The sequence below is a fragment of the Streptomyces sp. NBC_00691 genome, from assembly GCF_036226665.1.
In the GTDB taxonomy this organism is placed as follows: domain Bacteria; phylum Actinomycetota; class Actinomycetes; order Streptomycetales; family Streptomycetaceae; genus Streptomyces.
Genome location: NZ_CP109007.1, coordinates 4,724,025 through 4,746,746, shown reverse-complemented (window position 1 = coordinate 4,746,746; position 22,722 = coordinate 4,724,025). Strand labels below are relative to the sequence as shown.

Here is a 22,722-nt window from a genome sequence, read left to right as displayed (position 1 = left end):
GATTCGCTGATATCGATCACGGCTCACGCTCCGGCGACGGCGTTGGCGAGGGCGACGGCGACGATCGCCAGGACGACGGAGCCGGCGAGCAGGGCGCTGAGGTAGGTCTGCACGTTGCCGGTCTGGGCGCGGCGGACGAGCCAGCCGAGACCCTTGGCGGAGGTGCCCGCGGCGCGGACGTAGGTGTCGACGACCTCGCGGTCCAGGAAACGGACCAGGGACGCGGCGGCGAGGACGGGGCGGACGAACGCCGTCCGGTAGACGGCGTCCAGGTGGAAGCCGTCGGCGGCGGGACCGTGCAGCGGGCCGAGGAGGGCGCGGCCGGGGTCGGCCGGGTCCTCGGCGGGGTGCGGCAGGCGCAGCGCCTCGGCCTCGACGAGACCGGCGTCGGCGTCGGGGTGGGCCACGTGCGGGGCGGCGGCGGTCACCGGGGTCCGGGCGGCGAGGGTGCGCCAGACCGCGTACGTGATCACGGCTCCGGCGGCGGCGAGGCCGGTGCCGAGGACGGCCGTGGTCAGGGTCGGGGTGAGGTCGTTCCCGTCGAACCAGTCGTCGAGGTACGTGACCGTCAGTCCGAAGCCCACGGAGGGGATCGCGAGCACCCACAGGACGGACGTCATGGCGAGCGGCTGGCGTCCGTGGTCCGGGGCCTCGGCGCCCCGGCCGCGGAAGGTCCGCAGCCAGAGGCGGAGCGCGTACGCGGCGGTGAGCAGGGCGGTCAGCAGCCCGGCGACGAGGACGGTCCAGCCGGCCCCCGCGGGGGCGACCGTGCGGTCCCCGAGCGCGGTGTGCTCGGCGGCCACCAGCACGGCCTCCTTGGAGAAGAAGCCGGCGAAGGGCGGGATCGCGGCGAGCGCGAGCAGGGCGACGGTCATCGTCCAGTACGCGTCGGGGATGCGCTTCGCGAGGCCGCTCATGCGGGACATGGCGGTCAGCGAGTTCGTACCGGCGGCGTGGATGACCGTGCCGGCGGCGAGGAAGAGCAGGGCCTTGAAGGCGGCGTGCGAGAGGAGGTGGAAGACGGCGGACCCGCGGTCCCCGACGGCCAGGGCACCGGCCATGTAGCCGAGCTGACCGATCGTCGAGTAGGCGAGGACCCGCTTGATGTCGTCCTGGGCGAGCGCGGCGAGCGCCGAGCCGACCATCGTGATCGCGGCCATCACGGCGAGCACCGTCATCGCGGCGGCGGAGGCGGCGAAGACGGGCAGCAGCCGGGCCGTGAAGTAGATGCCGGCGGCGACCATCGTCGCCGCGTGGATGAGCGCGGAGACGGGGGTGGGGCCGGCCATGGCGTCCGGGAGCCAGGTGTGCAGCGGGAACTGGGCCGACTTGCCGGCCACACCGGCGAGCAGCAGCAGCGCGATCAGGGTGGGGTGGTCGAGGCCGCCGCTCACGACGGCGCCGAGGACACCCGTGATCCGGAACGTGCCCGCGTCGGCGGCGAGCGCGAAGAGACCGATGAGGAAGGGGACGTCACCGAGCTTGGTGACGAGGAAGGCCTTCAGGGAGGCGGCCCGCGCCTCGGGGGTCTCCCAGTAGTGGCCGACGAGGAAGTACGAGCAGATGCCCATGATCTCCCAGCCGACCAGCAGCACCATCAGGTCGCCGGAGTAGACGACGAGCAGCATCGCGGAGGTGAAGAGGGAGACGAGCGCGGCGTACGAGGGGTAGCGCGGGTCCTCGCGGAGGTATCCGGTCGAGTAGACCTGCACACAGGTGGCGACGACGCCGACGAGCACCGCGACGAGGGCCGCGAAACCGTCGATGTACAGGGCCAGGTCGATGGGGACCGAGCCGGTGGGGGTGAGCTCGGTGGCGGCCTCGATCGCCTTCCCGCCGCCCTGCCGTACGGCGACGAGCACGGCCAGGACCGTGGCGGCGAGGGCGGGCAGCACGGCCAGCGGGCGGACGTAGCCGGGGGCGGTGCGGCCCAGCAGGAGTCCGGCGACGGAGCCGAGGAAGGGGAGGACGGGGACGAGGACGGCGAGGGTCGTGGTGGTCACGCGGTGGCCTCGGCCTTCTCGCCGGTGGGCGTGTCGTCGGTGGTCGTGCCGTCCTCGGGCGCGCCGTCCCAGGGCTGCGGCGGCTCCGCCGTGTCACGGAGCCGGTCGATGTCCGAGGTGCCCTTGTTGCGGTGGACCATCAGGACGATCGCCAGACCGATGCCGATCTCCGCGGCGGCGATGGCGATGGTGAAGAGGGTGAGGGCCTGACCGGCGTGCAGGGTGTCGCGGAGCCAGACGTCGAAGGCGACCAGGTTGAGGTTGACGGCGTTGAGCATCAGCTCGACGGACATCAGGACCAGGATCGCGTTGCGGCGGGCGAGGACGCCGTACACGCCGATGGCGAAGAGGAGGGCGGCGAGGACGGCCGGGTAGGCGAGGTGCATCAGCGCTGCTCCTCCTTCTTCCTGCGGGAGAGCACGATGGCGCCGACCAGGGCGGCCAGCAGCAGCACGGACAGCGCCTCGAAGGGCAGCACCCAGTGCCGGAAGAGGATCTGGCCGGACACCTCGGTGGAGCCCTGCACGGCTCCGTCGAGGTCGATCCAGGTCGTACGGAACGCGTCGACGACCACCCAGACGAGCGCGCCCGCGGCGGCGAGGGCGACCGCCGCGGCGACCGGTCTGTTGCGGGAGTCGGCGTCCGGCGAGTGGCCGATGGGGGCCTTGGTGAGCATGAGCCCGAAGAGCAGGAGGACGACGACGGAACCGACGTAGATCAGGACCTGGACCCAGGCGATGAACTCGGCCGTCAGGAGCAGGTACTCGACGGCGAGCCCGCCCAGCGCCACGACCAGCCAGAGCGCGGCGTGGACGAGCTGGCGGGTGGTGACGGTGACGAGGGCGGCGCCGAGGGTGACGAGGCCCACGAGGAGGAAGGCGATCTCGACGCCGGTGGGCGAGAGGAAGCCATGGGTCTGCTGGTTCAGCACGGGCTGCGGGGCGGCCTGCTGGGCGGCGTGAGCGAGGTGCTGGGCGGCGGCGAGGATCACGGCTGGTCCCCCTCGGCCTGGGTCCGGGCCGCGGCCTCTGCCTCGGCCTGGGCCGCGGCGGCGGCCTTCTCGACCGCCTTGCGGGCTGCCGCGATCTCCTTCGGCTCCTCGGCGCGCGGATCGAGGGCGGGCGGTTCGGGAACCGTCCACATCCACTCGCGGAGCTTGTCGCGCTCGTGGGTCAGCTCGTGGATGTCGGTCTCCGCGTACTCGAACTCGGGCGACCAGAACAGCGCGTCGAACGGGCACACCTCGATGCAGATACCGCAGTACATGCAGAGGGAGAAGTCGATGGCGAAACGGTCGAGGACGTTCCGGCTGCGCTCGCGGCCACCGGGGGCGGCCGCCGGCACCGTCTCCTTGTGGGAGTCGATGTAGATGCACCAGTCGGGGCACTCACGGGCGCAGAGCATGCAGACCGTGCAGTTCTCCTCGAACAGCCCGATGACCCCGCGAGTGCGGGGCGGCAGCTCGGGCTGGACGTCCGGGTACTGCGCGGTGACGGTCTTCCTCGTCATCGTGCGGAGGGTGACGGCGAGGCCCTTGGCGAGGCCGGAGCCGGGAATGGCCATTACTGGATCGCCACCTTCATGATGCCGGTGAGCGCGATCTGCGCGAGCGCGAGCGGGACGAGGGTCGTCCAGGCGAGCTTCTGGAGCTGGTCCTCACGGAGGCGCGGGTAGCTCACCCGCAGCCAGATCACGACGAACGCGAGGATCGCGGTCTTGAGGAGGGTCCAGACCCAGCCGAGACCGTCCGCGCCGAAGGGCCCGTGCCAGCCGCCGAGGAACAGGACGGTGGTGAGGCTGCACAGGACGACGATGCCGGCGTACTCGGCGAGCAGGAAGAGCGCGAACCGGAGACCGGTGTACTCGGTGTACGCGCCGAAGATGATCTCCGAGTCGGCGACGGGCATGTCGAACGGCGGCCGCTGGAGCTCCGCCAGGCCCGCCACGAAGAAGACGAGCGCGCCGACGATCTGCCAGGGCACCCACCACCACTCGAAGGCGTTGAGGATGCCGGGGAGGGAGACCGTGCCGGCGGCCATCGCGACGGAGGCGGCGGCGAGGAGCATGGGGAGTTCGTACGCGAGGAGCTGGGCGGCGGTACGGAGCCCGCCGAGCAGCGAGAACTTGTTCGCGGAAGCCCAGCCGGCCATCAGGCTGCCGAGGACGCCGACGCCCATCACGGCCAGCACGAAGAAGATGCCGGCGTCGACGACCTGCCCGACGGCGCCCTCGCTCGGACCGATCGGGATCGCGACGAGAACGAGGAGGTACGGGAGAAGGGCGACGGCCGGCGCGAGCTGGAAGACCCGCCGGTCGGCGTCCTTGGGGACGATGTCCTCCTTCTGCGCGAACTTCACACCGTCGGCGACGAGCTGGGCCCAGCCGTGGAAGCCACCGGCGTACATGGGGCCGAGACGGCCCTGCATGTGGGCCATGACCTTGTGCTCGGTCTGGCCGACGACGAGCGGCAGGACGAGGAAGACGGCGAAGACGACGAGAAGCCGGAGGGCGACGTCGAGTACGTCGTTCACGCGGGATCGCCTCCGGCGGGGGTGGTGGGTTCGGCCGGACCGGTGGGGCCGGTGGGACTGGCGGGGCTGCTGGGGCCTGTGGGGTCTTCCGGACCGGTGGGGCCGGTGGGCCCGTCCTTGGGCGGGGCGCCGGGGGCCGGCGCCACGAGGGGGGCGTCGGCGTCGGGCTCGGGTGCGGCCGGGGTCTCCGGCTCGGGCTCGGCCCGGGTCTCCGGCTCGGGTGCTGCCTCGGGCTCGGGCGCCGTCGGCTCGTCTCCCGGCTCGGGTGCGTCCTCGGGCTCGGGCGCCGTCCGAGCCGCAGGCTCCGCCGGGGACGGCGGAGGCGTCGGCCCCTCGTCGAAGGCCGGGCGGGCGTGGTGCCAGGGAGCGTCCGCACTGCGGGTACGCGGCGGCGCGGCCTCCGCGCGGGGCGCGGAGCCGTCCGGGGCGGACGGGGCGGACGGGGCGTCCGGGGTCGACCGGCTCGCCGAGCCGTCGGCGGCCGAGCGGGTGCGACGTGGCGGGCGGGCCGCCGCGGGCGGAGTGTCGGCCGACGGCTCCGGGCTCGCGGCAGCCTGGCTCGCCGAGCCCTCCGACACCGAGCGCGAGCGGCGCGGCGGGCGGGTGGTGTCCGCCGGGGGCGTCGTCGGGGTCTCCGGCTCCACGGCCGACGGCTCCGCCTGGCTCGCCGAGCCCTCCGACACCGAGCGCGAGCGGCGCGGCGGGCGGGTGGTGTCCGCCGCGGGCGCCGTCGGGGTCTCCGGCTGGGTCGCCGAGCCCTCCGTCACCGAGCGGGTCCGGCGGGCCGGGCGGTCGCCCGCCGCCGCTCGGGCCGGACGCGCCGGCGCAGGGGGCAGCTGGCCCTTGAGGGGGCCCCATTCGTTGGGGTCCGGGACGCCCGGGGGGAGCATCTGGCGGCGCTTCGGGCCGCCCTCGTGCGACTCGCCCGGCTCCTTGGCGCCCGGCCACGCCTTCGCGACGCGGGCCGCGAGGACGAAGTCCTTGCGCAGCGGGTGGCCCTCGAAGTTCTCCGGGAGGAGCAGCGGCACCAGGTGCGGGTGACCGGTGAAGTCGACGCCGAACATCTCGTGGGTCTCGCGCTCGTGCCAGCCCGCGCCCGCGTACACACCGATCGCCGTGGGCAGGGCGGGAGCGGCGTGCGGGACCGTCGTCCGGAGCAGGAGGCGGCGCGGACGCCCCTCCCCCACCGCGGCCACGTGCGCGCAGACCCGGAAGCCCGTGCCCGGCTCGTCGACCGCGCTCAGCCAGTCGAAGTAGGTGCACCCGAGCGTGTCCCGGGCGGTCTCCAGCGCCGTGAGCCAGGAGCCCGGCGGGACGTCGACGGTCAGCAGGTCGTACGCCTGCTCCGCCGTCGCCTCCTCGCCGAAGACCTCCGTCACGGAGCCGGGGAGGGAGTCGTACGCCGTCATGCCTCGGCCCCCGGGCTCTCCGCCGGCGGGTTCCCGCCCGCCGGTCGCGTCGTCGACGGCCCCTCCACCAGCGGGCTCGTGAGCTGCGTGACCGACGGGCCGCCGGTGTTCGCGTACCGCTCCGCCAGGCTCTCCCGCGCGATCTTCTCCTGGAGCTTGAGGATGCCCTGGAGCAGCGCCTCGGGGCGCGGCGGGCATCCCGGCACGTACACGTCGACCGGGATGATCTGGTCGACGCCCTTGGTGACCGAGTACGAGTCCCAGTAGGGGCCGCCGCAGTTGGAGCAGGCGCCGAAGGAGATGACGTACTTCGGTTCCGGCATCTGCTCGTAGAGCCGCTTCACCGCCGGCGCCATCTTGTCCGTCACCGTGCCCGAGACGATCATCAGGTCGGCCTGGCGCGGGCCCGGCGCGAACGGGATCACGCCGAGCCGGATGAAGTCGTGCCGGGCCATCGACGCGGCGATGAACTCGATCGCGCAGCACGCGAGCCCGAAGTTGAAGACCCACAGGCTGTAGCGGCGGCCCCAGTTCAGGACCACCTTCATCGGCTCGGGGGCCAGGCGGGCCAGCGGCCCCAGCTTCGGGGCGGGCAGGGGTGTGGGCAGGGGTGTTACGTCCATGCCAGGACGCCCTTCCTGTACGCGTAGAGCAGCCCCACGGCCAGGAAGCCGAGGAAGACGAACATCTCGACCAGGGTCGTGGCGCCGTAACCGGGCGCGGCGAAGACCGTCGCCCAGGGGAAGAGGAAGATCGAGTCGACGGCGAAGACGACGTAGAGGAAGGCGTACACGTAGTAGCGGACCTGGGTGTGCGCCCAGCCCTCCCCCACGGGGTCGACACCGCACTCGTAGGTGAGGAGTTTCTCGGGCGTCGGCACGACAGGCCTCAGCAGTCGGCCCGCGCCGAACGCCACGGCGACGAAGAGCACGCCGACGACGGCGAGCAGGCCGACGACGGAGTACGTCTGGAAGTAGTCCGCCGCGCCCGTCGCTTCGGCCGCGACAACGGTCGGTTCCCGCACGTCCGTCCGCCCCTCGGTCTCGGTGTCTCATGAGTCACTTCTGTACGGACGCGAGTCTAGGCCCTGCTAAAGAGACCGTAAGCAGTCGCGTGAGCACGGTCCTCGCACGGCCCTCGCACGGTGCCCACACCGCGCGAGTACAGGGTTCCGGCGAGTTCTCGCACGGGCCCGGGCCACTCGCGTGCCGCCCTCGTACGGCCCCGTCGGAGAGCCGGGCAGGCCCCTGGTGGGGATATCCCCCCTGCCGCTCACCCACCTCCCCCATGGCGTCGCGCGGCCCCCGACCGGCAGGCTGGAGAGCATGACCGCCGATCTTGATCCCGCCCAGTCCTCCGTGGCCGCCGTCACCACGCCCCCGCGTCCCCGCCCGCCCCGGCGCACCGCCTACGGGAAGGAGACCTGGAAGGAGATCGTCTTCCTCCTCTCCAATCTCTTCACCGCGCTGGCCGGTTTCGTCTACGCGGTCGTGAGCGTGCTCCTCGGCGTCGGCCTGTCCGTCACCGTCATCGGGCTCCCGCTGCTCGCCCTCGGGCTCGGCGGCGCGCGCCTCATCGGCCGGTCGGAGCGGGCGCGGGCCCGGGGGCTGCTCGGGGTCGAGATCGCCGAACCGTCCCCGCTGCCGTCGCGCGGCGGCTTCTTCGGCTGGCTGTGGGGCACGCTCAAGGACCCGGTGGCCTGGCGGACGCAGCTGTACGGGCTGATCCGGCTGCCCTGGGGGATCGTGACGTTCACGATCGCGCTGGTCTCCCTGATCGTGCTCTGGCCCGTCCTGCCCTTCCTGTCGCGGGGCATGGCCAACGCCGACCGCGGCATGGTCCGCGGTCTCCTCTCCCCCTCCGACGAACTGGAGCGGCGGATCGCCGAGCTGGAGTCGGACCGGGGTGTCGTCGTCGACACCGCGGCGGCGGACCTGCGGCGCATCGAACGGGACCTGCACGACGGGGCGCAGGCGCGCCTCGTGGCGCTCGCGATGGGGCTCGGCCTCGCGAAGGAGAAGCTCCTCGACGATCCCGAGACGGCCGCCGCGATGGTCGACGAGGCGCACGGCGAGGTGAAGCTCGCGCTCCAGGAGCTGCGGGACCTCGCCCGGGGCATCCACCCGGCCGTCCTCACCGACCGCGGGCTGAGCGCCGCGCTGTCGTCGGTGTCGGCGCGCTGCACGGTGCCGGTGAAGGTGACGGTGGATCTGTCGGAGCGGCCGGCGGAGGCGATCGAGGGCATCGCGTACTTCACGGTCTCGGAGCTGCTCCAGAACGTCTCGAAGCACGCGCGGGCGCGGTCGGCGTCCGTGGAGGTGTGGCGGGCGAAGGACCGGCTGCTGCTCCAGGTTCGGGACGACGGGGCGGGCGGGGCCCGCTTCGACGGCGGCACGGGCCTCGCGGGTCTCGCGGAACGGCTCGGGGCGGTCGACGGCCTGCTCGTCCTGGACTCCCCGGCGGGCGGTCCGACGACGGTGACGGCGGAACTGCCGTGGCGGGCCCGCCCGGGGGCGTGACCGCCCGGGCCGCCGCGGGCACCTGGGCGGGGTGCGGGGCCGGACACGGGTGGCCGCGTGCGCGGGCCGGCGGGGGAGCGAACACCGTTCGCTCCCCCGCCGGCCCGTTCGGCGTGGCGGCCCGTCGCCGAGCCGGACCGCCCTGAGCGGGCACCGGACCTCGCGCATCCCGCGCCCGTACGCCGCGCCCGTACGCCGTTCCCGTACCCCGCGCCCGTACCCCGTTCCCGTACCCCCGGGGTAGGGAAAACCCCCGCACACGGACGCCCACCCGCCTCATGGTCCCGGGAGGCCCGAGGCGGAACCCTGGGATACGTACCGCCCGCCCCCTCCCTGAGCAGAGAAGGACCCAGCGATGGCCTCCCACCTCCCCGCCGCGATCCGCGCGCCGTTCGAGGGCCGCACGTGGCGTGCGCTGCTCTACGTCCTGATCGGGCTTCCGCTGAGCGTCTGCTGGTTCGCGCTCTCCATCGCCTTCGTCTCGGCAGGCGCCGGGCTGCTCATCACCTTCCTCGGCGTGCCGATCCTCGCCGGGGCGCTCGCCATGTGCCGGGGCTTCGGCGCCGTCGAGCGGGCCCGGGCACGTGCCCTGCTCGACGTCGACGTGCGGGCGCCCGAACCGGTGCGGGGCCGGACCGGCGGGGCCTTCTCCTGGATGGGTGCCATGTTGAAGAGCGGGGCGTCCTGGCGGCACCTGCTGTACGCGATCGTGCACATGCCGTGGGCGATCGTCTCGTTCTCCGTGACCGTGGCCTTCTGGGCCTGGGGCTGGAGCCTCTTCACGTATCCGCTGTGGAAGTGGACCTTCCCCGCGTACCTCGGGCAGGACGGGATCCAGCTGTACGGCGACGGGACCCACGACCTCTACCTCGACTCCCCCTTCGAGATCACCGTCACCAGTCTCGTCGGGCTGCTCTTCGTGATGGCCGGCCCCTGGCTCCTGCGCGGGTTCGTCGCCGTCGACCGCTTCCTCGTCGCCGGGCTCCTCGGCCCTTCCCGGCTCGCCTCCCGCGTCACCGAGCTGGAGTCGGACCGGGGCGTGGTCGTCGACACCGCGGCGGCGGACCTGCGGCGCATCGAACGCGATCTGCACGACGGGGCGCAGGCCCGGCTCGCCGCGCTCGCCATGGATCTCGGGCTCGCGAAGGAGAAGCTCGCGAAGGACCCGCAGGCGGCGGCGGTACTCGTCGACGAGGCGCACGGCGAGGTGAAGCTCGCGCTCCAGGAGCTGCGGGACCTCGCCCGGGGCATCCACCCCGCGGTCCTCACCGACCGGGGTCTGGACGCGGCGCTGTCGGCGGTGGCCTCGCGGTGCGTGGTCCCGGTGTCGGTGGACGTCGATCTGCCGGCGCGGCCGGTCGCCGCGATCGAGGGCATCGCGTACTTCACCGTCTCGGAGCTGCTGCGGAACGTCACGACGCACGCGCGGGCGCGGCGGGCCTGGGTGGACGTGTGGCGCACCGGCGACCGGCTGATGCTTCAGGTGCGGGACGACGGGGTCGGCGGGGCTCATGTCGTGACCGGGCGGAGCCTGTCCTCGCTCTCCGACCGGGTGGGGGCGGTCGACGGGGTGCTCGCCGTGGACTCGCCGGAGGGCGGTCCCACGACGGTGACGGTGGAGCTGCCCTGGCGGGCGTGAGGCCGCGCCGGGCTCGCCGCCCCGGGGCCCTGGGGCTCCGGGGCGCCGCCGTGCGCGGGGGCCCTCGGGCACCCGCGCACGGCGGCGTGCGCGGGTGGCGCGGGTGTGGGCGGCCTCCCGGGATGTGACAGGCCTCCTCCCGGATATGAGTACAACGCGAGGCGACCCTGCGATGCTGGCCGAGTCGTGGGAAGTACTCGGGCAAGAAGGCATGGGGGCTGTTGGGCGTGGGTGTGGATCAAGGGGTCGGGCGCGTGCGGGTGGTCATCGCGGAGGATTCCGTGCTGCTGCGGGAGGGACTGACCCGGCTGCTCACCGATCTCGGGCATGACGTGGTCGCCGGCGTGGGGGACGGTGAGGCGCTCGTCGAGACCGTGGCCGGGCTCGCCGCGGAGGGCGCGCTGCCGGATGTCGTCGTCGCCGACGTGCGGATGCCGCCGACGCACACGGACGAGGGGGTCCGCGCGGCCGTGCGGCTGCGCAAGGAGCATCCGGGACTCGGTGTGCTCGTGCTGTCGCAGTACGTGGAGGAGCAGTACGCCACCGAACTCCTGGCCGGTTCCAGCCGGGGGGTCGGGTATCTGCTGAAGGACCGGGTCGCGGAGGTCCGGGAGTTCGTGGACGCCGTGGTGCGGGTCGCCGGCGGCGGTACGGCGCTGGACCCCGAGGTCGTGCAGCAGCTGCTGGGGCGGAGCCGTCAGCAGGACGTGCTCGCGAACCTGACGCCGCGCGAGCGGGAGGTCCTGGGTCTGATGGCGGAGGGCCGGACCAACTCGGCGATCGCGAAGGCGCTGGTCGTGAGCGACGGCGCGGTGGAGAAGCACATCAGCAACATCTTCCTGAAGCTGGGTCTCTCACCGAGTGACGGCGATCACCGACGGGTACTGGCGGTGTTGACGTATCTGAAATCCTGATCATCTGACACCCTGTCAGATGACGTGGGAGCCGCCGTCCGGGAGTCGCACCCCGGATGGCGGCCGGTACGGGCCCTCCAGGGGCCCCAGGTCCAGAGAATGAGGCGGAATCCGGCTTTCCGGAACACTCCGGGTGGCGACAGAACGTGACAATTCAGGGCAAGAGGGCGTCTCAAAAAGAGGTCCATGATGTGAGAAGTCCCGGGAGGGCCCTCCTTACCGTCGTAGGGTGGGCCTCGGGACGGACGGTGATCGGCCGACCGCATCCCGAGCCTTCTCCCGCCTCCGGCGGAGAGTCCCCTTGCCGCGAGGGAGGTCCAGTTCAGTGACCAGCCAGGTCAGTAGCGAGGCCGGTGAGGCCCTGCTCGGGGAGCAGCGCAGCGCCCCGGCGAAGCCGCACCACGGCACCGAGAAGGAAGTACGCCGTCTCGATCGGGTGATCATCCGCTTCGCGGGTGACTCCGGTGACGGCATGCAGCTGACAGGTGACCGCTTCACCTCGGAGACGGCGTCCTTCGGGAACGACCTCTCCACGCTGCCGAACTTCCCGGCCGAGATCCGGGCACCCGCCGGAACCCTGCCGGGCGTCTCGTCCTTCCAGCTGCACTTCGCCGACCACGACATCCTGACGCCGGGCGACGCCCCGAACGTGCTGGTCGCGATGAACCCCGCCGCCCTCAAGGCCAACATCGGGGACGTGCCGCGCGGTGGCGAGATCATCGTCAACACCGACGAATTCGCCAAGCGCGCCATGGCGAAGGTCGGATACGCGACCTCGCCGCTCGAAGACGGTTCGCTGGACGGCTACCGGGTCCACCCGGTGCCGCTCACCACGCTGACCGTCGAGGCCCTCAAGGACTTCGGTCTCTCCCGGAAGGAGGCCGAGCGCTCCAAGAACATGTTCGCGCTCGGGCTGCTCTCCTGGATGTACCACCGGCCGACCGAGGGCACCGAGACCTTCCTGCGGCAGAAGTTCGCGAAGAAGCCCGCCATCGCGGAGGCGAACATCGTCGCCTTCCGGGCCGGCTGGAACTTCGGCGAGACCACCGAGGACTTCGCCGTCTCCTACGAGATCGCCCCCGCGACCCGGGCCTTCCCCACCGGCACGTACCGGAACATCTCCGGGAACCTGGCCCTCTCGTACGGCCTGATCGCCGCCGCACGCCAGGCGGACCTGCCGCTGTACCTGGGCTCGTACCCCATCACCCCGGCCTCGGACATCCTCCACGAGCTCAGCAAGCACAAGAACTTCGATGTCCGCACCTTCCAGGCCGAGGACGAGATCGCCGGCATCGGCGCCGCCCTGGGGGCCGCCTTCGGCGGCGCGCTCGGCGTGACGACCACCTCCGGACCCGGCGTGGCGCTCAAGTCCGAGACGATCGGGCTCGCGGTCTCCCTGGAGCTGCCGCTGCTGATCGTCGACATCCAGCGCGGCGGCCCGTCCACCGGCCTGCCCACCAAGACCGAGCAGGCCGACCTGCTCCAGGCGATGTACGGGCGCAACGGCGAGGCGCCGGTCCCGATCGTCGCCCCCAAGACGCCCGCCGACTGCTTCGACGCGGCGATCGAGGCGGCCCGGATCGCCCTCACGTACCGCACGCCGGTCTTCCTGCTCTCCGACGGCTACCTCGCCAACGGCTCCGAGCCCTGGCGCATCCCGGATGTCGACGAACTCCCCGACCTCCGGACGCGGTTCGCCACCGGACCGAACCACGAACTGGCCGACGGCACCGAGGTCTTCTGGCCGTACAAGCGCGACCCGGAGACCCTGGCCCGCCCGTGGGCCGTCCCCGGAACCCCCGGTCTCGAACACCGCATCGGCGGCATCGAGAAGCAGGACGGCACCGGCAACATCTCGTACGACCCCGCCAACCACGAGTTCATGGTCCGCACCCGGCAGGCCAAGGTCGACGGCGTCGACGTCCCCGACATCGAGGTCGACGACCCGGACGGCGCACGGACCCTCGTCCTCGGCTGGGGCTCCACCTACGGACCGATCACGGCGGCCGTCCGCCGCATCCGCCGGGAGAACGGCCACATCGCCCAGGCCCATCTGAGACACCTCAACCCCTTCCCGAAGAACCTCGGCGAGGTCCTGAAGCGGTACGACAAGGTCGTCGTGCCCGAGATGAACCTCGGCCAGCTCGCCACCCTCGTCCGGGCGAAGTACCTCGTCGACGCCCGCAGCCACACCCAGGTCAACGGCATGCCGTTCAAGGCCGAGCAGCTCGCCGCAGCTCTCAAGGAGGCCATCGATGAGTGAGTCCCTCCTCCACCTAGTCCCCAGGGCCGAGGCGCAGCAGTCCATGAAGGACTTCAAGTCGGACCAGGAGGTGCGGTGGTGCCCCGGCTGCGGTGATTACGCGGTCCTGGCCGCCGTCCAGGGCTTCATGCCCGAGCTGGGCCTGGCGAAGGAGAACATCGTCTTCGTCTCCGGCATCGGCTGCTCCTCCCGCTTCCCGTACTACATGAACACCTACGGGATGCACTCGATCCACGGCCGCGCCCCGGCCATCGCGACCGGCCTCGCCACCTCCCGCCGCGACCTGTCCGTCTGGGTCGTCACGGGCGACGGCGACGCCCTCTCCATCGGCGGCAACCACCTCATCCACGCCCTCCGGCGCAACGTCAACCTCAAGATCCTGCTGTTCAACAACCGGATCTACGGGCTGACCAAGGGCCAGTACAGCCCCACCTCCGAGGTCGGCAAGATCACCAAGTCGACGCCGATGGGCTCCCTGGACTCGCCCTTCAACCCGGTGTCGCTCGCCCTCGGCGCGGAGGCCTCCTTCGTGGCCCGCACGGTCGACTCCGACCGCAAGCACCTCACCGAGGTCCTGCGGCAGGCCGCCGACCACAACGGCACGGCGCTCGTCGAGATCTACCAGAACTGCAACATCTTCAACGACGGCGCCTTCGAGGTCCTCAAGGACAACGACCAGGCCAGGGAAGCGGTCATCCGCCTCGAACACGGGCAGCCGATCCGCTTCGGCGCCGAGAACGAGAAGGGCGTCCTCCGCGACCCGGTCACCGGCGACCTCCAGGTCGTCCTGGTCACCCCGGAGAACGCGTCGCGGATCCTGGTCCACGACGCCCACGCCGCGACTCCCACCACGGCCTTCGCCCTCTCCCGCCTGGCGGACCCGGACACCCTCCACCAGACGCCCATCGGGGTGTTCCGGTCGGTGGAACGGCCCGTGTACGACACCCTGATGGCGGACCAGCTGGAGACGGCCCTGGAACGGCACGGCAAGGGCGACCTGAGCCAGCTGCTGGCGGGCAACGACACGTGGACGGTCGTCGGCTAGAGCGATCGCGACGGGGCCCGGTCCGCACCGGCGGACCGGGCCCTCCGTGCGCTCCGGCCGCGTCACGTCCCCGCGCGTGCCGCCTCGTCGAAGGACCCGAGGAAGCGGGGCACCCCGCTCTTCACCTGCCAGAGGTACAGGCCCAGCAACGCGGTGGGCGTGTCCTTGTTCGCCTGGGCCGAGTACGTCTTGGCGAGCCCCTGGTACGGAGTCTGAAGCAGGCTGTTCCGGACGCCCGAGGTCACCGATTCGGCGTTGTTCGCGGCCGCCGTGCGCACCGCCTGGAACGTCCAGTTCGCGACGTCGTACGCCTCTGTGGCGAACCGGTCGACGGGTGCCGTACCGGCGAGACCCCAGCGTCTGCGGTACGCGACGGCGAACCGCTTCGCCTTCGGAAGCCCGTCGGGGTCGACATAGCCCGTACCGAAGTACCAGCCTTCGGCGGCCGCGCCGGCGACGGTGAGGAACTCCGGCTGGAGCACGTGCTCGACGCTGCCGCGGGGCCCCCGGTACCCCTGGTCGCGCAGCGCCCTGGCACACAGGGCGGCCCGGCGCGGTGACGTCCCCACGTACATCACGCCCTGCGGGTCGGTCGCGAGGGCGGCCCTCACGGCGGCGCCGAAGTCCTCGCTGTCCGCCTCGACGGCGTGGGCGGTCACGGCCCCGCCCTTCTCGCCCGACGGCGGGTACTCCTTCATGTTCTTGACGGCGAACCAGCTGTACTCGCCCCCGGCCCGGTCCTCCACGACGGCGGTCCGCACCGCCCCGTGTTCGGTGAGGTAGCGGCCGAAGGGGACCGTCATCATGTCCTGGATCGTGCGCGGCTGGATGTAGTTGGTCTTCGTCTCCTGACCCTTGATCTGACCGGCCGGGACGTCGGCGACCACGCTCGCCAACGGCACCCCGCTGAAAGCGAGTTCGTCTCCCGCGGCGACGGCGGTCGGTGTGAGCGTCGGCCCCAGGACCGCGACCAGCCCGGGGACCTTCAGCAGGGCGAGGGCCCCGGCCTTGGCGCGGTCCCGTTTCCCGGCGTCGTCCTCGACCCGCAGGCGCACGTCGAAGGGGCGGTCGCGGAGGGCGTTGAACTCCTCCACGGCCAGCCGGATTCCGCGTTCCTGCCCGCGGCCGTCGGCCTTGGTGGGGCCGCTCAGGTCCGTGAGGACGCCGATCGTGTACGTGGCGAGCGGGGCGGCGGTGCCGCCCGTTCCCGGGCCGGCGCCGCCCGATGTGCGGCTCAGCAGCCAGGCGGTCAGACCGCCGGCTCCCGCCACCGCGGCGGCCGATCCCGCGACGAGGACGCGCCGCCGCGACATCGCCCGGGGCTGCCCGGGGTCCACCAGCATGGTCGGCTCGGCGACGGGTAGGTCCAGGACCCGTGAGGAGCGCTGGGCGATGAGGGCGGGCAGGCCGGGCGGCAGCCAGTCCCCCGCCGGGCCGTCCCCGCCGCCCAGCGAGGCCCGTACCTCGGCCGCCGTGGGCCGGTCCGCCGGGTCCTTGACGAGGCAGGCGCCGACCAGCGGGAGAAGCGCGGACGGTACGCCGTCGAGGTCGGGTTCCTCGTGGACGGTGCGGTAGACGACGGCCGCCACCCCGCCCGTACCGAAGGGCCGCTCACCGGTCAGCGTGTACGCGAGGACGCAGCCGAGCGAGAAGACGTCGCTGGCGGGCCCGACCTCGCCCGCCCCGGCGGCCCTGGCCTGCTCGGGGGCGAGGAAGCCGGGCGTGCCGATCATGGCGTCGGTGGCGGTCAGCGCGGTCGCCCCGGCGGTCCTGGCGATGCCGAAGTCGATGAGGCGGGGACCGTCGAGGGCGAGGAGGACGTTCCCGGGCTTGACGTCCCGGTGGACGAGCCCGGCCCCGTGCATGTCGTCGAGCGCGGACGCCAGCCGGGCGCCCAGGGCCCGTACGGTCGGCTCGGGCAGGGCACCGTGCAGCGCGACGGCCTCGGCGAGCGAGGGGCCCGGCACGAACTCGGTCGCCAGCCACGGCTCCCGGGCCTCCGGATCGGAGCCGAGGACGCGGACGACCCAGCGGCCGGTGATCCGCTCGGCGGCCACGGCCTCGCGACGGAACCTCTCCCGGAAACCGGGGTCCGCGGCGTGCTCGGCCCGGATGAGCTTGAGCGCGGAGAGCGTCCCGCCGGCGGTACGGGCGAGGTAGACCACGCCCATGCCGCCGGCGCCGAGACGGCCGAGGAGCCGGTATCCGGCGATCGTCGACGGGTCGGCCTTGCGCAGCGGTTGCACGAGTTCAGGCCTTCTCGTCGTTCTTCTCGGGCTTGTGCGGCAGCAGGGGCGCGGAGCCGATCGCCTTGTACGCGCCGTTCTGCACCGCGAAGACGAAGGTGCCCCCCATGCCCAGATCGCCCGACTCGGTGAAGTTGTAACCACCCATGGCGCCCTTGTAGTTCTGCTTGCGCAGCGCGGCCCACAGCCCCTTGCGCGCGGGCTTGCCGCCGGCCTTCGCCTGGGCCGTCAGCTGCGCGATGGTCATCGTGACCACGTCGTACGACTCGCCCGCGTAGTACGCGGGGGCCGCGCCGTACCGCTTGCGATGGGCGGCGCTGAAGGCTGCGGCCGTCTTCTGTACGGCCGGGTCGGCGACGGGCGCGCACACGAACCATCCCTCGGCGGCGGCCCCGGCCTGCCGGAGGAAATCCTGGCCGAAGACAGCCTGCCCGGTGAACCTCGGGCCGGTGAAGCCGAGTTCGTTGAGCGCACGGGCGGCGAGGACGGCGGTCTCGGTGACACCGCAGTGGATGTAGGCGTCGATGCCCGCGTCGATCATCTCGCCGAGCACGCGGCGGTACGCGCGCGCGTGGGCCGGGACGACCCGGTAGTGCGGGGTGATGCCGGCCTGCCCGAAGCCGAAGCGCACGCCGCCGGTGACCTGCCAGCTGTAGTGGTCCTCGGTCCGGTCCTCCAGCACCCCGGGGCGGCGGATCCGGGGCAGCAGCGTGACCGCGAAGGCGAGGTGGGTGCCCGCGCTGATGTGGTTCGGGATGGCGCGCAGGACCGTCTCGTTCTGCGCGGTGCCCGCTCGGAGGGTGAGCAGGTTGTATCCGGCCGAGACCGTGATCAGGGGGATCCCGGCCTCCTCGAAGGCGGGGACGACGGCCTGGGCGACGGCATCGGTGGTGGGACCGAGGACGGCGAGCACCCCGGGGTCGGTGGTGAGGGCTCTGGCGGTCGCCAGGGCCCGGGCCGAGTCGCCCCGGTCGTCGACGACCTTGAGGCCGAGGGTGAAGGGCTTGTCCTTGCGGGCGTTGAACTGCTCCACGGCCAGGCGGGCGCCGCGTTCCTGGGCCCGGCCGATGTCCTTGGCCGGGCCGGACAGGTCGGCGAGGACGCCGATGGTCCAGCTGGTGCGGGGCGGGGCGGCCGTCTTGCCGCCGTTCTTGCCGTCCGGCTCGTCGTCGCGCCCCGCCCAGACGGCCGCCGCGCCGCCGCCGACGGCCAGGACGGCGGCGCCCGAGGCGAGCAGCAGGAAGCCGCGTCTGCTCTTCTCCGGGGCGGCCTGGCCTGTGCTGCCGCCCGACTCGGTGACGTCGATCTCCGGCAGGGCGAGCATCCGGGCGGAGCGTTCGGCGATGGTCCGGACGACGGGGGCGGGCAGCCAGTCGACGCCGTCGCCGGGGCTGTCCTCCACGAGCCGGACGCCGATCTCGGCCGCGGTGGGCCGGGCGCCCGGGTCCTTGGCCAGGCAGGCCCGGACGAGGTCGAGCAGCTCGTCGGGGACACCGGTGAGGTCGGGCTCGTCGTGGACGGTCCGGTACATCAGGGCGTCGACCGCGCCGGTGCCGAAGGGCGGGCGGCCCGTGGCCGCGTACCCGAGGAGGCAGCCGAGCGCGAAGACGTCGGCGGCCGGGCCGATCGCGTCGACGCGGGCCTCGGCCTGCTCGGGGGCGAGGAAGCCGGGGGTGCCGACGATCATGTCGGTGGCGGTGAGCGCGGTCTCCCCGGTGGCGCGGGCGATGCCGAAGTCGATGAGGCGCGGGCCGTCGACGGCGAGGAGGACGTTTCCGGGCTTGACGTCCCGGTGGACGAGCCCGGCCGCGTGGACGGCGGCGAGGGCGCGGGCGACGGACCAGCCGAGCAGGCGGACGCTCCGCTCGGGCAGCGGGCCGTGCGCGGTGACGGCCTCGCCGAGGGAGGGTCCCGCGACGAAGGCGGTGGCCATCCACGGCTCGGGGGCGTCCGGGTCGGCACCGATGACGGGTACGGCCCAGGGGCTGGAGACCCGGCGGGCGGCCTCGACCTCGCGGCGGAACCGGGCCCGGAAGTCGGGCTGGTCGGCCTGGTCGGCGTGGGTGACCTTGACGGCGGCGAGTTCGCCGACGGCGGTCCGGCCGAGGTAGACCACGCCCATGCCGCCGGCACCGAGGCGGCCGAGGAGCCGGTATCCGGCGATCGCCGACGGATCGGAGGGCAGCAGTGGCTGGAGGGCGCCGGGCTCGGGCCGGGACTGCGGGGCGGTGGGGCTCACGACTGGACCTCCAGCTCATCCTTGGCGCGTTCGAGCATGGTGACGAGCGCCCGGACCTGCGCCTGGCTCGTGCCGGTGGTCGTGCCGTCGTTCATCTCGCGGTAGCCGGGGGCTCCCTTGACGACGGTGGCGACGGTGACCTGTCCGATCCGGGACTGGTACCAGCTGTAGAACTGCTTGCCCTTCACCGCGTCGTTGACGTAGGAGCCGCCTTCCCGGAGGGAGTCGTCGGCGGTGGCGTTGCCCCCGACGCCGAAGGGGTTGCCGAGCGACATGAGCTCGGTGATCCGTTCGCCGTCGCGGAGTTTCTGATCGGGGCAGCGCAGCGCCTCTTCGAGGGTCGAGGCCATCTCCCAGTCGGCGTCGGACTCGGTGCGGTGCACGGTGACGGTGGCGGCGACCCGCAGGACACCCTTGCCGCCGACGGCGGGGAGCTCGCTGTACGCGGTCACACTGGCGAGGACGTCGGCCGGCCGGGTCCCGGTCTCCCAGGAGCAGGTGTCGCCGAGGACGGGCCAGTAGTCCGGGTCGCTGAGGTGAGGGGTGCGCTTGACGTAGCCCGGGGCCCAGGCGTCGGGCCCCGCGACGACGGCCAGGGCGATGCGTCTGGCCTCCGCCTCGGTCTTCGGCGCTCGCTTCGGGTCCGGCGTGAAGTCGAGCTCGGTCGGTGCGGCCGTCACGGTCGGTGCGGTGGTCGGGGCCTTGGTCGGGGCCGCCGTCTTTCCCGTACTCCCCTTGCCGTCGGGTTTCTCCCCGCCGCTGGTGCAGCCGGCGGCCATCAGTCCGCCCACCAGTACGACACAGCAGGCACGCCACAGTCTTCGGTCCCCGTACGCCACAGTTCCCCCACGGTCCCTCACGGTTTCCCCACGAACGGTGAGCAGATCGTACGGCCCGGCACCGACAACTCGCCGCGCTTACAACATCATTGGGACGGATTCGTGGCGGGCTCGCGACGTGACGCGTCGTACCGGACGCGGGCTTCCTCGACCTCCACGACCCTGCGCTCCGACCAGCGGGCCAGTTCCCAGACCTGGTGGGCCGCGCCGGTGCCGAGTTCGGTGAGGCTGTAGTCGACGCGGGGCGGGATGACGGGCTTGGCGTCGCGGTGGACGAAGCCGTCGCGCTCCAGGGTCTGGAGCGTCTGGGCGAGCATCTTCTCGCTGACGCCGCCGATGTGCCGGCGCAGCTCGCTGAAACGGTACGAGCGCTCCAGGAGGGCAGCCAGGACCAGGACGCCCCAGCGGCTGGTGACGTGCTCCAGGACGAGCCGCGAGGGGCACATCTGCTGGTTCACGTCGGGCTTCTCGGCTCGCGCACTTACTGCCATGCCAGTACCTTACCTCAAAGTGGGTACTTTCTTTTGGTTAGCGCCCGACGTACGGTGAGTGCATCGCCCATCGCACCCCACGGGAAAAGGACGCACCATGAGCATCGTCGTCACCGGAGCCACCGGCCAGCTCGGCCGTCTCGTCATCGACGCCCTCCTCTCGAACCCCACCGTCCCCACCGAGTCCGTCGTCGCCGTCGTCCGCGACAAGGCGAAGGCCGCCGACCTCGCGGAGCGCGGTGTAGAGCTGCGGATCGCGGACTACAGCAAGCCGGAGACCCTGGCCGGGGCCTTCGAGACCGGCGACCGGGTGCTCCTCATCTCCGGCAGCGAGGTCGGGCAGCGCGTCGCCCAGCACACCGCCGTGATCGACGCCGCCAAGGCGGCGGGCGTGGCCCAGCTCGCGTACACCGGCATCCTCGGCGGCGACGAGGCCGACTTCGACCTGGCCGCCGAGCACAAGGTCACCGAGCGGCTGATCCTCGGCTCCGGACTGCCGTACACCTTCCTCCGCAACGGCTGGTACACCGAGAACTACACCGCGAACCTCGCCCCCGTCCTGGCCCACGGCGCCGTCGTCGCCAACGCCGGCGAGGGCCGGATCGCCTCCGCCACCCGCGCCGACTACGCCGCCGCCGCGGCCGCCGTCCTGGCCGGCCCCGCCGAGGAGCACCTGAACAAGGCGTACGAGCTGAGCGGCGACACCGCCTGGTCCTTCGCCGAGTACGCGGCCGAGATCGCCGCCCAGTCCGGCCAGGAGATCACGTACAGCAACGTGCCCGCCGAGGCGCACCTCGCGATCCTCACCGGCGCCGGCGTCCCGGCCCCCTTCGCCGAGATCCTGGTCGACGTCGACCGGGCCGTCGAGCACGGCGCGCTCGCCCGCCGGACGGGCGACCTGGCCCGCCTGATCGGCCGCCCGACCACCCCGATCGCCGTGACGATCAAGGAAGCCCTGACCCGCTCCTGACCGCCACCTCCCGCGGTCATGACCGTATAGCGGTACGGGCATGACAACCCGCCCCGTGCGGCGCTACCTTCGACAGGACAGCGCGGCACAGGGCGGGAGGTCCGGTGAAGACGGAGAACGAGGAACGAGCAGGATTGCTCTACGGGATCGGCGCCTACGGAATGTGGGGTCTGGTCCCGCTCTTCTGGCCCCTTCTCAAGCCCGCCGGATCGGTCGAGATCCTCGCCCACCGCATGGTGTGGTCCCTGGTCTTCGTCGGCGTCGCCCTGCTCGCGGTGCGCCGCTGGGGCTGGATCCGCGAGCTCGTCCGCAGCCCGCGCAAGCTCGCCCTGATCACCGTCGCCGCCGCCGTCATCACGGTGAACTGGGGCCTCTACATCTGGTCCGTCAACACGGGCCATGTCGTCGAGGCGTCCCTCGGCTACTTCATCAACCCGCTCGTCACCATCGCCCTCGGCGTCCTCGTCCTCCAGGAACGACTGCGCCCCGCGCAGTGGGCGGCCGTCGGCATCGGCTTCGCCGCCGTCCTCGTCCTGGCGATCGGATACGGGCAGCCACCCTGGATCTCCCTGACCCTCGCCTTCTCCTTCGCGGTCTACGGCCTGGTGAAGAAGAAGGTCAACATCGGCGGCCTGGAGTCGCTCGCCGCCGAGACCGCCGTCCAGTTCCTGCCGGCCCTCGGCTACCTCGTCTGGCTCGGCAGCCAGGGCACCCTCGCCTTCGGCTCCCACGGCGGCGGACACACGGCCCTGCTCGCCGCCACCGGCATCGTCACCGCGGTGCCACTCGTCTGCTTCGGGGCGGCAGCGATCCGCGTACCGCTGTCGACGCTCGGCCTCCTCCAGTACCTGGCGCCGACCTTCCAGTTCCTCCTCGGGGTCCTCTACTTCCACGAGGAGATGCCGCCGGAGCGCTGGGCGGGCTTCTCCCTCGTATGGCTGGCCCTGACCATCCTCACCTGGGACGCCCTGCGCACGGCCCGCCGGAGCAGGGCGGCGATGGAGGCGGCGAAGGCGACAGCCGAGGCGGTGGCGGTGGCGGAACCCGGAACGGTCGGGGCCGAAGCGGTCGGGGCCGAAGCGGTCGAGCCCGCCGCGGCACCCGCGGCGGGGACCCCCGCCCGGCAGGCACCCTGACCTCAGGCGTCCAGCAGGTCGTGCTCCCGGATCAGCCAGCAGACCGCCGTCAGACGGAGGGTCGCGAAGTCGTGGCCGACGGGTTCGGTCCAGTCGGCCCCGGTCAGCCAGTCGGTGAACCCGAGGACGTAGTCGGCCAGCTCCTCCCGCCGGACGGTCCGGGCCCTCGGCCCCCGCTGGGCCGGGATCAGGGCGTCGCACACGGCGGCGGCGTGCTGGTCGACGGCGGCCGCGAGCCCCGGCTCGGAGGTCATCTCCGAGAGCCGGGGCAGATACGTGGCGGCGACCTCGAACAGCGGGCAGCCGGGCGAATCGTTCATCCCTCCACATTAGGTGCGTACGGGGGCATCCAGGCCGTGACCTTGGTCGCAGCGTCCAGGACGTCCGGGGCCTCCGAAAGTCCCACGGGGGTGGCCGGATACCGACCCAGGAGGTCGGTTCCTTCTTGTGACCGACCCCACCCTGCGGAACCATCGGG

Annotated in this window: 20 protein-coding genes; 7 read left to right on the top strand and 13 right to left on the bottom strand. The window is 72.6% G+C overall.

Going from position 1 to position 22,722, the window contains the following annotated elements; translation table 11 throughout:
* Window positions 1-23: 23 nt before the first annotated feature.
* Genes OG392_RS21470 through OG392_RS21435 form a run of 8 tightly spaced genes read right to left on the bottom strand, consistent with a single transcriptional unit; the run spans window position 24 to window position 6,967 of the window.
* The gene (locus OG392_RS21470) at window positions 24-2,003 is read right to left on the bottom strand and encodes an NADH-quinone oxidoreductase subunit 5 family protein (RefSeq protein ID WP_329281842.1); all 1,980 of its coding nucleotides are present in this window, start codon (window positions 2,001-2,003) and stop codon (window positions 24-26) included.
* Window positions 2,000-2,389, bottom strand: coding sequence for an NADH-quinone oxidoreductase subunit NuoK (gene nuoK, locus OG392_RS21465; protein WP_329281840.1), 390 nt, complete (start codon window positions 2,387-2,389; stop codon window positions 2,000-2,002). The genes OG392_RS21470 and nuoK overlap by 4 nt, the downstream gene beginning before the upstream one ends.
* Window positions 2,389-2,934, bottom strand: a complete 546-nt coding sequence (locus tag OG392_RS21460) for an NADH-quinone oxidoreductase subunit J family protein (protein WP_329287386.1) — start codon at window positions 2,932-2,934, stop codon at window positions 2,389-2,391. Before OG392_RS21460 ends, nuoK begins: the two co-directional genes overlap by 1 nt.
* A gap of 56 nt (window positions 2,935-2,990) precedes the next feature.
* Window positions 2,991-3,566 (bottom strand): NuoI/complex I 23 kDa subunit family protein, encoded by a 576-nt coding sequence (locus tag OG392_RS21455; protein ID WP_329281837.1) that lies wholly within the window; start codon window positions 3,564-3,566, stop codon window positions 2,991-2,993.
* Window positions 3,566-4,534, bottom strand: a complete 969-nt coding sequence (locus OG392_RS21450) for a complex I subunit 1/NuoH family protein (RefSeq protein WP_329281835.1) — start codon at window positions 4,532-4,534, stop codon at window positions 3,566-3,568. Before OG392_RS21450 ends, OG392_RS21455 begins: the two co-directional genes overlap by 1 nt.
* Window positions 4,531-5,943, bottom strand: coding sequence for an NADH-quinone oxidoreductase subunit C (locus tag OG392_RS21445; RefSeq protein ID WP_329281833.1), 1,413 nt, complete (start codon window positions 5,941-5,943; stop codon window positions 4,531-4,533). Before OG392_RS21445 ends, OG392_RS21450 begins: the two co-directional genes overlap by 4 nt.
* Window positions 5,940-6,566 carry an NADH-quinone oxidoreductase subunit B gene (locus tag OG392_RS21440; protein ID WP_329281831.1) on the bottom strand — a complete coding sequence of 209 codons (627 nt, stop codon included), beginning with the start codon at window positions 6,564-6,566 and terminating at the stop codon, window positions 5,940-5,942. Before OG392_RS21440 ends, OG392_RS21445 begins: the two co-directional genes overlap by 4 nt.
* Window positions 6,557-6,967 carry an NADH-quinone oxidoreductase subunit A gene (locus OG392_RS21435; protein ID WP_329281829.1) on the bottom strand — a complete coding sequence of 137 codons (411 nt, stop codon included), beginning with the start codon at window positions 6,965-6,967 and terminating at the stop codon, window positions 6,557-6,559. Before OG392_RS21435 ends, OG392_RS21440 begins: the two co-directional genes overlap by 10 nt.
* Before the next feature lie 301 nt (window positions 6,968-7,268).
* Here OG392_RS21435 and OG392_RS21430 point away from each other — a divergent pair, with 301 nt between their 5' ends.
* The 5 genes from OG392_RS21430 (at window position 7,269) to OG392_RS21410 (ending at window position 14,323) form a co-directional block, all read left to right on the top strand.
* Entirely contained in the window at window positions 7,269-8,462 is a 1,194-nt protein-coding gene (locus tag OG392_RS21430; RefSeq protein WP_329281827.1) for a sensor histidine kinase, read from the top strand.
* Window positions 8,463-8,817: 355 nt separating this feature from the next.
* Complete coding sequence (locus OG392_RS21425; RefSeq protein ID WP_329281825.1) at window positions 8,818-10,101, top strand: sensor histidine kinase; 1,284 nt, start codon at window positions 8,818-8,820, stop codon at window positions 10,099-10,101.
* Window positions 10,102-10,355: 254 nt separating this feature from the next.
* Window positions 10,356-11,015, top strand: coding sequence for a response regulator transcription factor (locus tag OG392_RS21420; RefSeq protein WP_329281824.1), 660 nt, complete (start codon window positions 10,356-10,358; stop codon window positions 11,013-11,015).
* A gap of 325 nt (window positions 11,016-11,340) precedes the next feature.
* Entirely contained in the window at window positions 11,341-13,278 is a 1,938-nt protein-coding gene (locus tag OG392_RS21415) for a 2-oxoacid:acceptor oxidoreductase subunit alpha (RefSeq protein WP_329281822.1), read from the top strand.
* The gene (locus OG392_RS21410) at window positions 13,271-14,323 is read left to right on the top strand and encodes a 2-oxoacid:ferredoxin oxidoreductase subunit beta (protein ID WP_329281820.1); all 1,053 of its coding nucleotides are present in this window, start codon (window positions 13,271-13,273) and stop codon (window positions 14,321-14,323) included. The genes OG392_RS21415 and OG392_RS21410 overlap by 8 nt, the downstream gene beginning before the upstream one ends.
* A gap of 62 nt (window positions 14,324-14,385) precedes the next feature.
* Here OG392_RS21410 and OG392_RS21405 read toward each other — a convergent pair whose 3' ends face one another.
* From OG392_RS21405 to OG392_RS21390, 4 genes are all read right to left on the bottom strand, one after another.
* Window positions 14,386-16,569, bottom strand: a complete 2,184-nt coding sequence (locus tag OG392_RS21405) for a bifunctional serine/threonine-protein kinase/ABC transporter substrate-binding protein (RefSeq protein ID WP_329281818.1) — start codon at window positions 16,567-16,569, stop codon at window positions 14,386-14,388.
* 4 nt (window positions 16,570-16,573) lie between these two features.
* Window positions 16,574-18,808 carry a bifunctional serine/threonine-protein kinase/ABC transporter substrate-binding protein gene (locus OG392_RS21400; RefSeq protein ID WP_329281816.1) on the bottom strand — a complete coding sequence of 745 codons (2,235 nt, stop codon included), beginning with the start codon at window positions 18,806-18,808 and terminating at the stop codon, window positions 16,574-16,576.
* Entirely contained in the window at window positions 18,805-19,599 is a 795-nt protein-coding gene (locus tag OG392_RS21395) for a hypothetical protein (RefSeq protein ID WP_329281814.1), read from the bottom strand. Before OG392_RS21395 ends, OG392_RS21400 begins: the two co-directional genes overlap by 4 nt.
* A 134-nt stretch (window positions 19,600-19,733) precedes the next feature.
* Window positions 19,734-20,138: a winged helix-turn-helix transcriptional regulator gene (locus OG392_RS21390; RefSeq protein ID WP_329281812.1), complete on the bottom strand. Its 405-nt coding sequence runs from the start codon at window positions 20,136-20,138 to the stop codon at window positions 19,734-19,736.
* Between the two features lie 97 nt (window positions 20,139-20,235).
* On the opposite strand from OG392_RS21390, the gene OG392_RS21385 reads away from it, so the two are divergent.
* The gene (locus OG392_RS21385) at window positions 20,236-21,108 is read left to right on the top strand and encodes an SDR family oxidoreductase (RefSeq protein ID WP_329281810.1); all 873 of its coding nucleotides are present in this window, start codon (window positions 20,236-20,238) and stop codon (window positions 21,106-21,108) included.
* A 104-nt stretch (window positions 21,109-21,212) separates the two neighbouring features.
* Window positions 21,213-22,244, top strand: coding sequence for an EamA family transporter RarD (gene rarD / locus OG392_RS21380; RefSeq protein ID WP_329281808.1), 1,032 nt, complete (start codon window positions 21,213-21,215; stop codon window positions 22,242-22,244).
* Between the two features lie 2 nt (window positions 22,245-22,246).
* On the opposite strand, the gene OG392_RS21375 is transcribed toward rarD, so the two are convergent.
* On the bottom strand, window positions 22,247-22,564 hold the full coding sequence (locus OG392_RS21375) for a DUF6401 family natural product biosynthesis protein (RefSeq protein ID WP_329281806.1): 318 nt from the start codon (window positions 22,562-22,564) through the stop codon (window positions 22,247-22,249).
* Between the last annotated feature and the right edge of the window lie 158 nt (window positions 22,565-22,722).